Origin of the sequence: Marinomonas sp. SBI8L (assembly GCF_001624705.1) — a bacterium.
Classification (GTDB): domain Bacteria; phylum Pseudomonadota; class Gammaproteobacteria; order Pseudomonadales; family Marinomonadaceae; genus Marinomonas.
Genome location: NZ_JSEO01000005.1, coordinates 18,280 through 30,760, shown reverse-complemented (window position 1 = coordinate 30,760; position 12,481 = coordinate 18,280). Strand labels below are relative to the sequence as shown.

The following is a 12,481-nucleotide window of genomic DNA, read 5'->3' as shown; positions in this document are numbered from 1 at the left end:
CTGAAAGTATACCTTTAGTGAGAATAATTAACAGCGGTTCGATTTGTGAAGAAGGGGGAAATATGGAACAATGGCGTAATTTATTTTAACTTTCGAAAGAACGATTTTAAAAGGTAATAGCTCGTGATTGATGCGGACGGATATAGACCGAATGTGGGCATCATACTGATGAACGAGCGTGGCCAACTTCTTTGGGCTCGACGAATTGGACAAAATGCTTGGCAGTTTCCACAAGGTGGGATTAAGCATGATGAAACGCCGGAAGAGGCGCTTTTTCGTGAACTCAAAGAAGAGGTGGGGTTAGAGCCTCATCAAGTAGAAATCATCGGGAAAACCCGAGGTTGGTTACGTTACCGTTTGCCAAAACGTATGTTGAGGCACAATAGTAAGCCGCTTTGTATCGGCCAGAAACAAAAGTGGTATTTGTTATCCATACGCTGTGCTGATGCTTGTGTATGTGTAGATTCAGCAGACTGTCCAGAGTTCGACGGTTGGCGCTGGGTTAGTTATTGGTACCCTTTAGGGCAAGTTGTGGCATTTAAAAAAGATGTGTATCGACGGGCGCTAAAAGAGCTTATTCCTAACGCTCATAAAAGGTTAAAGAAACTCGATAAATCCGTGGCCTAACGGATTTTTGCTTGTAAGGAAAGCTATGCTAGGTTTGCTCAGACGTATTACACAGGAAGTAACAGCGGCTCAGTCGCTGCCTGCTGCACTGGACATCATTGTTCGTCGTGTACGACGCGCTATGCGCGCCGAAGTTTGCTCTATCTACCTAGTTGATCCTAACTCTCAAGATTATATTTTGATGGCAACTCGGGGCTTAAACTCCGAGGTAGCGGGACAAGCAAGTCTTAAACCTGATGAAGGTCTTGTTAGTTTAGTTGGGCGTCGTGCTGAGCCTGTTAACTTAGAAGATGCCCACTCTCACCCTTCGTTTCATTATTTGAAAGGTACAGGGGAAGAGAGATATCAATCCTTCCTAGGTGTTCCTATCATTCACCATCGCCAAGTACTTGGTGTATTGGTTGTGCAGCATGAAGATAAGCGTCGCTTTGATGAAGGTGAAGAAGCCTTTTTAATTACCTTGTCGGCTCAGTTAGCAGGTGTTATTGCGCATGCTGAAGCAACTGGGGCTATGACAAGCTTAAACTCAAATGCGAAGCCAGAGGGTGATCTTAGATATAAAGGGATTGCTGGAAGCTCTGGTGTTGCCATTGCTAAAGCAATTGTTGTGTATCCGCCTGCGGATCTTAATGTTATACCGGATCGCAAGATTGATGACATTGAGGCTGAATTAAGTGCTTTTAATGCCGCTTTATTAGCTGTTCGAAAAGACATCAAAAAAGCAGGGAATAGACTTTCTAAGCATCTTTCAAGTGATGAAAAAGCCTTGTTTGATGTTTACCTGAAAATGCTAGACGACAATGCCCTTGCTTACGAAATAGAGCAAAAGGTTCGAGGGGGCAATTGGGCTCAGGGTGCTTTACGTGAAGTTATCCAATTCCATATTTCCCACTTTGATCGTATGGATGACCCTTACTTAAGAGAAAGAGCGTCTGACTTACGTGATTTAGGGCGACGTATTCTGTCGCATTTACAGGAAAATGCTCCCAATCTTGCTGATCGTTTTAGCGAATCCGCCATTATTGTAGGAGAAGAGTTGACGGCTTCCATGTTAGGGGAAGTGCCGCTTGATAAAATTAAAGGTTTAGTTTCTGTTATGGGGTCAGGTAACTCTCATGTGGCGATTTTAGCGCGTGCCATGGGAATACCTACCGTCATGGGGGCTTTGGATTTACCTTATACTCAACTTGAAAACGTCGATATGATTATTGATGGTTATCAAGGTCAGGTATTTACCTACCCATCTGACACTCTCATTGAAAGCTTCCAGCAAATTGTTGATGAAGAAAAAGCCCTAGAGGAAGAATACCTTACCCTTAAAGATTTACCTTGCGAAACCTGTGATGGACATCGCTTATCTCTTTTTGTTAACACAGGTTTATCTGCGGATATCTGGCGCTCCTTGGATCGTGGAGCAGAAGGCATTGGCCTTTATCGTACAGAAGTACCATTTATGGTACGCGAACGTTTTCCTACTGAAGCTGAGCAGGTTGCTATTTACCGCCAACAACTTGAAGGTTTTGCTCCAGCGCCAGTGACTGTACGTACTCTGGATATTGGTGGAGATAAGGCCTTGCCTTATTTTCCTATTAATGAAGAAAACCCATTCTTAGGTTGGCGTGGTATTCGAGTTACCCTAGATCATCTAGAGATTTTCTTGGCGCAAATTCGAGCCATGATTAAAGCCAGTTCTGGCTTACATAATCTTAAAATTTTATTGCCTATGATTTCGAATGTCGCAGAAGTTGAAGATGCTTTGGCTTTAGTTCGTCGTGCTTATGCTGAAATAAAAGAAGAAGGTTATGATGTAAAAATGCCCGAAGTTGGGGTGATGATCGAAGTACCAGCGGCCGTTTACCAAGTTAAGCAACTCGCTTCTTTGGTAGATTTTATGTCGGTGGGAAGTAACGATTTAACTCAATATTTGTTAGCTGTTGATAGAAACAACCCTAGAGTTGCAGATTTATATAATAGTTTCCACCCGGCTGTTTTAAGAGCATTGTTGAATATTGTAATAGAAGCTCAACATGAATCTATTAGTTTAAGTGTCTGTGGAGAAATGGCGGGTGATCCAATGGGGGCCATTTTATTAATGGCGATGGGTTATGACATTCTATCCATGAGTGCGACCAGCTTGCCTAAAGTAAAAGCCGTGATACGTAATATCACAGAAGAGCAAGCTCAGCTCATGTTGGAGCAAGTGATTAGCTTAGCTCATGCTGATGCGGTAGTGCAGACAATGAACCGTTTAATGCGAGAAGCGAATATAGAGCGTTTAGTGCGTCCAAGTAAGAGTAAATCCAGTAAATAATTAAGATTGAGTCATGAGATTAATGAACCTAATTCTTAATTAAGGCTCTTATCCAGAACACAAAATTAACTAAAAACGCTTCTTATTAAGTAGATAATTTATGATCGACTACCCAAATATTGACCCAGTTGCAATTGAGATTGGACCACTTGCTGTGCATTGGTATGGCATCATGTACCTCATAGGTTTTGCCGGCGCTTATGTGTTGGGTAACTATCGTGCGAAACGTTCTGAAGGCGCTTGGAGTCAAGAACAAGTCAGTGACATGATATTTTACGGCGCCATGGGGGTTATCCTTGGAGGCAGAATTGGTTATGCCTTTTTCTATCAGTTTGACCGATTATTAGCCGAGCCTTTAAGTATTCTACGAGTATGGGAAGGCGGCATGTCTTTCCATGGAGGCTTAATTGGTGTCATTCTCGCTATGGTGCTGTTTGCTCGTAAATACAAGAAGCACTTTGTTGATGTCATGGATTTCCTTGCTCCATTAGTTCCTATTGGCTTAGGGACTGGCCGATTAGGTAATTTTATTGGTGGTGAGTTATGGGGACGTCAAACAGATGTGTCTTGGGCGATGATTTTTCCAACTGACCCTCTTCAGCTTGCTAGGCACCCTTCTCAGTTATACCAGTTTGCTTTAGAAGGTGTTTTACTCTTCTCAATACTTTGGTTAATTTCCCGAACGCCTAAGCCTCGCTATTTAGTTTCGGCAAGCTTTCTAGCCTTTTATGGCTTATTTAGAATCTTTGTTGAGTTTTTCCGTGAACCAGACTCTCATATTGGCTACATCGCTTTTGGTTGGTTGACGCAAGGACAATTACTTTCAGTACCCATGGTACTGGCTGGTTTAGCTTTGATTATTTATAGCTTGCAAAAACAGCAAATCAGCCAGCCTTTAGCAACAAAAAAATAAGCGTTGAAAGGGGCTTCTCGCCCCTATATGATGCGCCGCATAAAAGATCAAAACATAGGTAATAAATATGCTTCCTTATATTCAACTTCTTAATGATGTCCTCGAAAATGGACAGTTTAAGGGTGACCGCACTGGCACAGGTACCTATAGCGTTTTTGGCCGTCAAGTTCGTTATGACTTAGCAGAAGGTTTTCCTTTATTAACGACTAAAAAGCTGCATATACGTAGTATCTTGCATGAGCTTTTATGGTTTTTAAAAGGCGAAACAAATATTCAGTATCTGACAGAGAATGGCGTGACTATTTGGGATGAGTGGGCAACAGAAGAAGGTGAACTTGGTCCTGTTTATGGTGCCCAGTGGCGTTCTTGGAAAGGTCATGATGGAAAAGAATATGATCAGGTTTCTGAATTAATTAAAGGTTTGAAAAGTAACCCTAATAGCCGTCGTCATATTATTAATGGTTGGAATGTTGCTTGTTTACCTGATGAATCTAAAGCCCCTGATGTAAATGCGGCAGAAGGGCGAATGGCGTTACCACCTTGTCATGTGCTCTATCAATTTTATGTCTGTGATAACAAACTAAGTGCTTCACTGTACATCCGTAGTAACGACTTGTTTTTAGGTAACCCTTATAACACCGCGTCTCTGGCGTTCTTGACGCATATGATAGCGCAGCAATGTGATATGGAAGTGGGTGAAATAGTGATCTCAATTGGTGATTGTCATTTATATAGCAATCATATAGAGCAGGCTAAAATTCAAGTTCAGCGTACCCCTAAAGCATTGCCAAAGCTGAAAATTCATAGGAAGCCTGAGTCGATTTTTGATTATAAGTTTGAAGACTTTGAAATCCTAGATTATGACCCAGAGCCTCATATTCCTGCACCTATTGCGATTTAAATATTACCCTGAATAAGTGAGGTAAATGAATGTTATCCTTAATTGTTGCTATGGCACAAAACAATGTCATTGGCATTAATAATAGCTTGCCTTGGCACTTACCGAATGACCTTAAGTACTTCAAAAAAGTGACCATGGGTAAGCCTATTATTATGGGGCGTAAAACTTACGAATCTATTGGTAAGCCATTGCCTGGTCGTCGTAATATTGTGATTACCAGACAAGCTGATTATCAGGGTGTTGGTGAGAATGATGCGATAGATGTTGTAACATCGTTAGAGCAAGCGATTGAACTAGGGGAAAGTATTGCCTTGGTTGAAGGTCATGAAGAAGTTATGGTGATTGGTGGCGCTGAAATATACAAGCAAGCCTTAGTGGAAGCTGATCGTTTATACATTACTCATGTATTGGCTGATGTTGAGGGGGATGCTTACTTCCCAGAGCTTGATTGGTCTTTGTATGATGAAGTAGGTCATGAAGATTTTGAAGCATCTGGCCATAACCCTTATGACTATCGTTTCAGTATTTATCAAGCGAAAGACTGAGATTAGGTCTATCTTCTTTCCAAATAAAAAATGCACTTTTAAGTGCATTTTTTATGTCTAAATTTTATTTCTATTTTAACTCTAAAATAGTGTCATCATTGGCATAAGCTTCAACCGCATTGTTAGCACTTTCTGCTAGCTCTTCAATCGTTTCACCGTCTTCGGGGAAGGTTGCGACGCCAGCACAGATAGAAAGTGAATGTGAATCACCATCTTTCTTAGTGAAATTCAGGCTATGAACAGAGTTTATTGCCTCATCCAGCATTTGCTTTGCATCTTTGACGTTAGTGTTAGGAAGTAGCAGTAACAATTTATCAGAGGCAACTCTGGCTAAAATGTCTCCCTCACGAATATTTCGATAAAGATCTTTTGCCGCCATTTTTATGATTTGATTCTTATCTTCGTAAATGAGTTGGCTAAGCGCGCCATCCGCATTGAGGTTGATTTTTACCATGGTTAATGGCGTGTACTGGCGTTTTGCTAAGCCCAATTGCTTTTTAAAGTGTGTCGTCGCCGCGCTGTGAGTAAGTAGTCCTGTTAAGTCATCAAAGGTTGCTTGTCGACGTAAATGCTTCTCTAGCTTCTTCTGAGAGCTTATATCCTCAATAAAACCGACAGTCTTAGCGATACTGTTATCACTGTTGACGGCATAAATTAGGCCTCTTTCTTTGACCCAAAGATAATTGCCATTGCCTTGTAATATCCGATAGCTGGCTTCGTAGTTTTTGCTGGCTTCTGCAATATGTTGTTCGACAATTTGTTTGAGGTTCGCTAAATCTTCAGGGTGTACCAAGCAATGCCAAGTGGCTGTTGATTTTGGGCTGGATTGAACCGAGCAGCCTATCAAATCACATAATGACTCTGAACACTCTACTGCATCGGTTTCTATATCCCATACCCAAAGCCCAGATGAGGACTCAGATAAGGCGAGTTTTAACAATGAGTTTTCTGCGCTAGCAAGGTCTAGGTGTTCAGCGCTGTATAAACAAACCAGAAAGTGATCTTCATCTAGCTCTTGAAAATGCAGCTCTGACTTTATTTCTTTCTCGCCTAATAGGAAGGTGTCACAACAACGGGCCGCTTTGTCACTTTGCATTGTCTTGCTAAAGCTTTGCCACTGATCCTTAGTTTGAGTATTTTGACTGAGGCTGAGCCAGTTAGTGGGTAAGTCATGCTCTTGCTTGTTAAAAACATCTGCAAAAGCTTGGTTATGTTCAAGAATGTCGCCACTGGTTTTATGCAAAATAAAAGCAGATGTTGGCATGAGCTTAAAGGCATTTTGAAAAAAACGATTATCGGCTGACATTTTCTACTCCACTTTTATTTTAGGTTGCAACTAACCTGTCCCTGAATAGCATTAGTCATATTTATTAAGACTAATGCTTTTTTGGTTTTACGGTAAACTTTTTCTCAAGTCTACGCCATTTGTGTTAACACTTGTTGATTATTATTCTGGTGTAATCCAGCGTAGCTGAAAACTTGATTTTCTGTCTTCTTGTAAAAGTTCTTTTAATACAGGCAAAAACTCTTGCGCTTCACTCTCTAGTTTCCATGGTGGATTAACGATTATCATACCGCTGCCATTCATGCCTTTGTCCGCATTGTCGTCACGGATATTTAATTCGAGTAAAAGCGTATTACGAATTTTTGTTCTTTGTACTGAATTGATGAGTCCATCAGCTTGCTTGCGTGAAAGTACTGGGTACCAAATAGCATAAGTGCCATGGGCAAAGCGTTGATGACCTTCAACTAGGGCTTTAACGACCGTTTTATAATCTTCTTTGACCTCGTAAGGAGGGTCCATTAAAACCAATCCACGCTTTTGCGGTGGTGGTAGCATGGCTTTAACTGCTGCGAATCCATTCCCTTTTTCAACATTAGCGCGACGTTTGTTTGGAAATAAAGCGGCTAAGGTTGGGTGATCCTTTGGATGTAACTCACACAGGTGCATCTTATCTTTTTGACGGGTGTAAGCTTCAACGACCTTAGGGCTGCCTGGGTAAAGTTTAAGGTTAGTTGTTGGGTTCATCTCTTTAACAATTTTCAGAAAACGCTTGATGCTTTCTGGTGGGTTTTTAAGCTCAAGTAACTGCGAGATCCCTGTCTTGAACTCTTTGTTCATTTGGGCTTGCTGAGAGTCTAATGCGTATTGGCCAATCCCAGCATGAGTATCAAGATAAAAGAAAGGTGATTCTTTCGCGGTTAAATGATGGCAAATTTGGCTCACAACAAGGTGTTTCAAAATGTCGGCATGATTGCCTGCATGATAAATATGGCGATAGCTAAGCATAATGGCTCTCTAAATAAAAAGGCCGTGGGATCACCCCACGGCCTTGGTGTCTACTGATACGCTATTTTATTGAGAAATAGCCAGTAGCGATAGTCACCAACACAATTAGTCTCCTAATAGTGTTGGTTTATTGTCTGTGCCTTGAACTAAATGGATGGCGTTTAGATAAAAGCAATCCAAATACTTTGGCTACATTGATTCGCCATCTATCAAGTCAAGATTACGAACCGCGCCTTTATCCGCGCTGGTTGCAAAATGAGCATAGACTTTCAGGGCTGGCGTTACTTTACGTGGTCTTACTTTCTCTGGTTTCCAAGCGTTTGCACCCTTGGCTTCCATCGCAGCACGACGTTCAGCAAGCTCTTCATCAGACAGTAAGACATTGATAGTACGGTTAGGGATATCAATGCGGATAATGTCACCGTTCTCAACCAAACCAATGGCACCACCTGATGCTGCTTCTGGGGATACGTGACCAATAGATAGGCCTGATGTACCACCAGAGAAGCGACCGTCAGTTAGCAGTGCACAGGCTTTACCTAAGCCTTTAGACTTAATGTAAGAGGTTGGATAAAGCATTTCTTGCATGCCTGGGCCACCACGAGGTCCTTCGTAACGTACGATTACAACATCACCCGCTTTTACTTCATCTGCGAGTATGTTGCTCACAGCTTCATCTTGAGATTCCGTGATGTGAGCTGGACCTTCAAATACGAGGCAAGACTCATCAACCCCAGCACTTTTAACGATGCAGCCGTTCAAGGCGATATTACCTGTTAGTACCGCAAGGCCGCCTTCTTGAGAGTAAGCATTCTCAATGTTACGGATACAGCCAGCTTCACGGTCTCCGTCAACAGAAGGCCAACGTGTTGCTTGGCTAAATGCTGTTTGAGTAGGAATGCCTGCAGGACCTGCTTTATAAAACTCCATGACTTCTGGCGTTGGCTTACGCATTATGTCCCAGTTTTCTAGGGCTTCTGTCATAGTTGGTGCGTGAACTGTGTGTACTTGGTTATGTAATAAGCCTGCACGGTCAATTTCACCCAAAATCCCAAAAATACCGCCAGCTCTATGTACGTCTTCAATGTGGTATTTAGGTGAGTTAGGTGCCACTTTACAGAATTGAGGGATTTTACGAGATAAACGGTCGATGTCTTCCATCGTAAAATCAACACCTGCTTCATGAGCAATAGCCAATAAATGCAAGATGGTGTTTGACGATCCACCCATGGCAATATCAAGTGTCATACAGTTTTCAAAAGCTTCGTAAGAGGCAATGGCTCTTGGTGACCAATGAGCTTCATCTTGCTCGTAAAAGCGTTTAGTAATATCAACAATACGTCGACCCGCTTCTAAGAATAACTCTTTACGATCAGCGTGAGTGGCTAGCATGGTGCCATTACCTGGTAGGCTTAGGCCCATTGCTTCGGTCAAACAGTTCATAGAGTTAGCTGTAAACATACCTGAGCAAGAACCACAGGTAGGGCAAGCAGAGCGCTCGTATTCAGCAACTTGTTCATCCGTTGCGTTATCGTCCACAGCGATAACCATAGCATCAACAAGGTCTAGTTTATGTTCTGAAAGCTTGGTTTTACCTGCTTCCATTGGGCCGCCTGATACAAAAATAACAGGAATATCAAGGCGCATTGCAGCCATTAACATGCCGGGTGTGATTTTGTCACAGTTCGAAATACAGACTAGCGCATCAGCACAATGGGCATTAACCATGTACTCAACAGAGTCAGCAATTAAGTCGCGAGAAGGTAAGCTGTACAGCATGCCGTCATGACCCATAGCAATACCATCGTCCACAGCAATGGTATTAAATTCTTTTGCAACGCCGCCAGCTTTTTCAATTTCACGTGCTACCAGCTGCCCCATGTCTTTTAAATGGACATGACCTGGTACAAATTGAGTGAATGAATTGGCTACCGCAATGATAGGTTTATGAAAATCTTCATCTGTCATTCCGGTGGCACGCCATAAGGCGCGAGCTCCGGCCATATTACGGCCGGAGGTAGTAGTTTTTGAACGATATACTGGCATGTTAACCCCACATGGTACTTTTGTATCTTTTAAGGTTAAGCATGTTACCAAGTTTATTTGTAACACCCAATGGCAATTTCTTGGGAATCGGGCGACACTAGCTATGTATTCTTTATTTTGGCCAGATGAATTATGGAAAATAGGTTCGATATTTACACTCTTGTTACGCTTGCCCGTCAGCCTATTCTAGACGCGAAGCAATCTATTTATGGTTACGAGCTTTTGTATCGTGGTAGCGGTACAGCAACGGACGCTGAAATTTTTGATGATGTCAGTGCAACCGCACAAGTGGTCTCAACGGCCTTACTTGAAATTGGTATGTCTAATTTGGTGGGTTCGGGCAAGGCCTTTGTAAACTTCCCTAGAACCTATTTGTTAAACCCAAGTGGCGTACCATTAGACCGTGAACAAGTTGTGATTGAAGTATTAGATAACTCTAACTTTGATGCGGTTTTACTTGCTTCCTTAAGAAAGTGGAAAAATTCAGGTTATGACATAGCGTTAGATGATTTACGCTTTGAAGCCAAATTGACGCCATTTATAGAGCTTGCAAGTTTTGTGAAGCTAGACCTACAAGCACTAGGGCGGGAAGCATTTATTACTGAACTAGAAGCCTTTAGAAATTTCGATATAAAAGTGATTGCCTGCAAGGTAGAGACTTGGGACGAGTTTAATTTCTGTCGCATGTTAGATGTGGACTTCTTTCAAGGATACTTTTTTGAGAAACCACAAACCATAGAGCGTAAAGCGGTCAAAGTGAATAGTATGACCTTGTTACAACTGATGGCTGAGTTACTTAAAAGTAATGAGCTTTCAGTGGACGAGCTAGATCGTATCGTGAGCCAAGATGTTGGTCTAGTTCACAAGCTTTTAAAGTATTTAAACTCCCCCGTTACAGGGCTCATCGCCTCAGTAGACAGTGTTAAGCTTGCGATTGTGCTGGTGGGTGCTGAACAATTAAAAGCATTAACTAGCCTGTTACTTATGTCTGAAATGGTTGGTGATAGGCATGCATTGCTGCAACAGGTTTTAATTCGAGCTAAGCACGCTGAGTTGTTTGCAGTGAAAATGGGATACGCAAATCAAGATAAATATTTTCTTGCCGGTATGCTATCCATGATAGATGTGTGCATGGGGATGGACTTACCTGATGTTCTCGCCTCCTTACCTTTGCCAGGTGAGCTTGCGAGTGCGATAGTGAATAGAAGTGGCAAGATAGGGTTAACCTTGACCCAAATTGAGCAATATTCCAAAGGGCATCAAGTAACGGGGACAGTACCACAAGAAACGCTGAAAGAAACTTATTTAGAAGCCATTTCTTGGGTTGATGATTTCTTGAGTACGATTTAGATTTTTAACTTTTGTTTGAAACTGCTTTTTTGTGAGAAATGGCCTACATATTTGTAGGCCATTTCTTTTTGTTTTGTAGGTGTTGAGGTTTTTATCTTGTAATTTATTTTTAACTTATTGAAAAATAATGAAAATATTTATTTTTACTATCTCTTTGAAAAATTGCAACTTGCTAAAATGCTGTTACATTAAAGACACCCAAAGGGAAACTCATGGAATGAAGTGGAAGTAAGGATTGCTGAATACAGGATGTATTTAGGGCTTTTAGGAGTCAATCACAGGGATTTGTGATCAGTCGAAGGGAATCGGTCGAACGGATTTGATAGCTAATTTTACATCGATGTAAATTAGAAGCCAGGATAGGTTTAAATCACGAACGATAATCAAATGGATTTCCACTCATTGAATGAGTGACTTAATGGAATAAGAGTGAAAATAGGGCAGCATTAAGCTGCCCTTTTTTGTGCCTGAATTTTCCTTGCTGACAATCAGCAATGTCTGACTTTTGCTTTAATTTACCGAGAAAATAATCAGGGCAAGGTTTGTTAATCAGAAAATTTAAAAATAAATCGAATAATTTGTAAGAGATCGCCTACATCTATGTAGGAAATATCTTGTTGTTTTGTAGGTGTTGGTGATAAATGTCTGTAATTGATATGTAAGCTATTGAAAAATATGGTTTTATATTGATTTATTTGATGTTATTAAGAACTTGAATCTTAGCTATTTGATGGTAAATTAAAGACATCCAAACGGAAACTCATGGAATGAGACGGAAGCAAGGACTGCAAGGTACAGGATGTATCGAGGATGATGGGAGAAAGATTACAGGAAGTAATCAGTTGAACGGAATCTGTCAAAGGATTTGAACTAATCGACAAAGAGTGTCGGTTAGGATCTAGGAAAGATTAATAGTCACGGATGATGACGAAAAGGAATTTCAGCTCATTGGATGAGTCGCTTAACAGGATGTGAGTGAAAAATAGGGCAGCATAGGCTGCCTTTTTTTTGCCTAGAGAAAAGTAAGTCTAATGGTTTAGACTTACTTTAAGCTTTTACTTCTCTAAATGTTCTAGCTTATCTTCAACGCCATCCCAGGTTGCAGCATCTTCTAGCGCATCTTTCTTTTCTGTGATGTTAGGCCAAACGTTAGCAAGATCTGCGTTTAGTTCGACAAAGTGCTCTTGATCTTCTGGTAGCTCATCTTCTGAGAAAATAGCGGATGCTGGGCATTCTGGTTCACATAGGGCGCAGTCAATACATTCGTCAGGGTTGATGGCAAGAAAGTTTGGGCCTTCATAAAAACAATCTACTGGACAAACCTCTACACAGTCGGTGTATTTACAACGGATACAGTTATCAGTTACGACGAAAGCCATAAGCTATCTCCTTCAAGTGGGTAAGCAAAATTACCGCTAAAATAAAATTGCTCGTATTCTAGTTGCTAAGCTAGCTAAGCGGCAAGATGATATCCATTTAAAATATATCTAACCTTAAT

The 12,481-nt window shown here is 41.3% G+C and carries 10 protein-coding genes; 6 read left to right on the top strand and 4 right to left on the bottom strand.

Annotated elements, in window-relative coordinates:
• Nucleotides 1-123 precede the first annotated feature (123 nt).
• The 5 genes from OA91_RS08480 to OA91_RS08460 all read left to right on the top strand — a co-directional run bounded on the left by OA91_RS08480 (nt 124) and on the right by OA91_RS08460 (nt 5,297).
• Entirely contained in the window at nt 124-627 is a 504-nt protein-coding gene (locus OA91_RS08480; protein WP_036181759.1) for an RNA pyrophosphohydrolase, read from the top strand.
• A gap of 25 nt (nt 628-652) precedes the next feature.
• Complete coding sequence (gene ptsP / locus OA91_RS08475; protein WP_063337903.1) at nt 653-2,938, top strand: phosphoenolpyruvate--protein phosphotransferase; 2,286 nt, start codon at nt 653-655, stop codon at nt 2,936-2,938.
• A 100-nt stretch (nt 2,939-3,038) separates the two neighbouring features.
• The gene (lgt, locus tag OA91_RS08470) at nt 3,039-3,851 is read left to right on the top strand and encodes a prolipoprotein diacylglyceryl transferase (RefSeq protein ID WP_063337902.1); all 813 of its coding nucleotides are present in this window, start codon (nt 3,039-3,041) and stop codon (nt 3,849-3,851) included.
• A gap of 67 nt (nt 3,852-3,918) precedes the next feature.
• Nucleotides 3,919-4,752, top strand: a complete 834-nt coding sequence (locus OA91_RS08465) for a thymidylate synthase (protein WP_063337901.1) — start codon at nt 3,919-3,921, stop codon at nt 4,750-4,752.
• Between the two features lie 29 nt (nt 4,753-4,781).
• Entirely contained in the window at nt 4,782-5,297 is a 516-nt protein-coding gene (locus OA91_RS08460; protein ID WP_046017867.1) for a dihydrofolate reductase, read from the top strand.
• A 70-nt stretch (nt 5,298-5,367) separates the two neighbouring features.
• Here the strand turns inward: OA91_RS08460 and OA91_RS08455 are convergent, their stop codons facing one another.
• From OA91_RS08455 to ilvD, 3 genes are all read right to left on the bottom strand, one after another.
• Entirely contained in the window at nt 5,368-6,603 is a 1,236-nt protein-coding gene (locus tag OA91_RS08455; RefSeq protein ID WP_063337900.1) for a diguanylate cyclase domain-containing protein, read from the bottom strand.
• A 141-nt stretch (nt 6,604-6,744) separates the two neighbouring features.
• Nucleotides 6,745-7,587: a 23S rRNA (adenine(2030)-N(6))-methyltransferase RlmJ gene (locus OA91_RS08450; protein WP_063337899.1), complete on the bottom strand. Its 843-nt coding sequence runs from the start codon at nt 7,585-7,587 to the stop codon at nt 6,745-6,747.
• 189 nt (nt 7,588-7,776) lie between these two features.
• Nucleotides 7,777-9,633: a dihydroxy-acid dehydratase gene (ilvD, locus tag OA91_RS08445; protein WP_063337898.1), complete on the bottom strand. Its 1,857-nt coding sequence runs from the start codon at nt 9,631-9,633 to the stop codon at nt 7,777-7,779.
• A 132-nt stretch (nt 9,634-9,765) separates the two neighbouring features.
• On the opposite strand from ilvD, the gene OA91_RS08440 reads away from it, so the two are divergent.
• Nucleotides 9,766-10,983 (top strand): EAL and HDOD domain-containing protein, encoded by a 1,218-nt coding sequence (locus OA91_RS08440; RefSeq protein WP_046017871.1) that lies wholly within the window; start codon nt 9,766-9,768, stop codon nt 10,981-10,983.
• 1,055 nt (nt 10,984-12,038) lie between these two features.
• On the opposite strand, the gene fdxA is transcribed toward OA91_RS08440, so the two are convergent.
• Nucleotides 12,039-12,362 carry a ferredoxin FdxA gene (gene fdxA / locus OA91_RS08435; protein WP_063337897.1) on the bottom strand — a complete coding sequence of 108 codons (324 nt, stop codon included), beginning with the start codon at nt 12,360-12,362 and terminating at the stop codon, nt 12,039-12,041.
• Between the last annotated feature and the right edge of the window lie 119 nt (nt 12,363-12,481).

What these genes read in the sequence shown, in the direction of transcription:
- OA91_RS08440 (WP_046017871.1), top strand. Translation starts at nt 9,766, where the DNA reads ATGGAAAATAGGTTCGATATTTACACTCTTGTTACGCTTGCCCGTCAG.
- OA91_RS08465 (WP_063337901.1), top strand. Translation starts at nt 3,919, where the DNA reads ATGCTTCCTTATATTCAACTTCTTAATGATGTCCTCGAAAATGGACAG.
- OA91_RS08455 (WP_063337900.1), bottom strand. Translation starts at nt 6,603, where the DNA reads ATGTCAGCCGATAATCGTTTTTTTCAAAATGCCTTTAAGCTCATGCCA.
- ptsP (WP_063337903.1), top strand. Translation starts at nt 653, where the DNA reads ATGCTAGGTTTGCTCAGACGTATTACACAGGAAGTAACAGCGGCTCAG.
- OA91_RS08450 (WP_063337899.1), bottom strand. Translation starts at nt 7,587, where the DNA reads ATGCTTAGCTATCGCCATATTTATCATGCAGGCAATCATGCCGACATT.
- fdxA (WP_063337897.1), bottom strand. Translation starts at nt 12,362, where the DNA reads ATGGCTTTCGTCGTAACTGATAACTGTATCCGTTGTAAATACACCGAC.
- ilvD (WP_063337898.1), bottom strand. Translation starts at nt 9,633, where the DNA reads ATGCCAGTATATCGTTCAAAAACTACTACCTCCGGCCGTAATATGGCC.
- OA91_RS08460 (WP_046017867.1), top strand. Translation starts at nt 4,782, where the DNA reads ATGTTATCCTTAATTGTTGCTATGGCACAAAACAATGTCATTGGCATT.
- lgt (WP_063337902.1), top strand. Translation starts at nt 3,039, where the DNA reads ATGATCGACTACCCAAATATTGACCCAGTTGCAATTGAGATTGGACCA.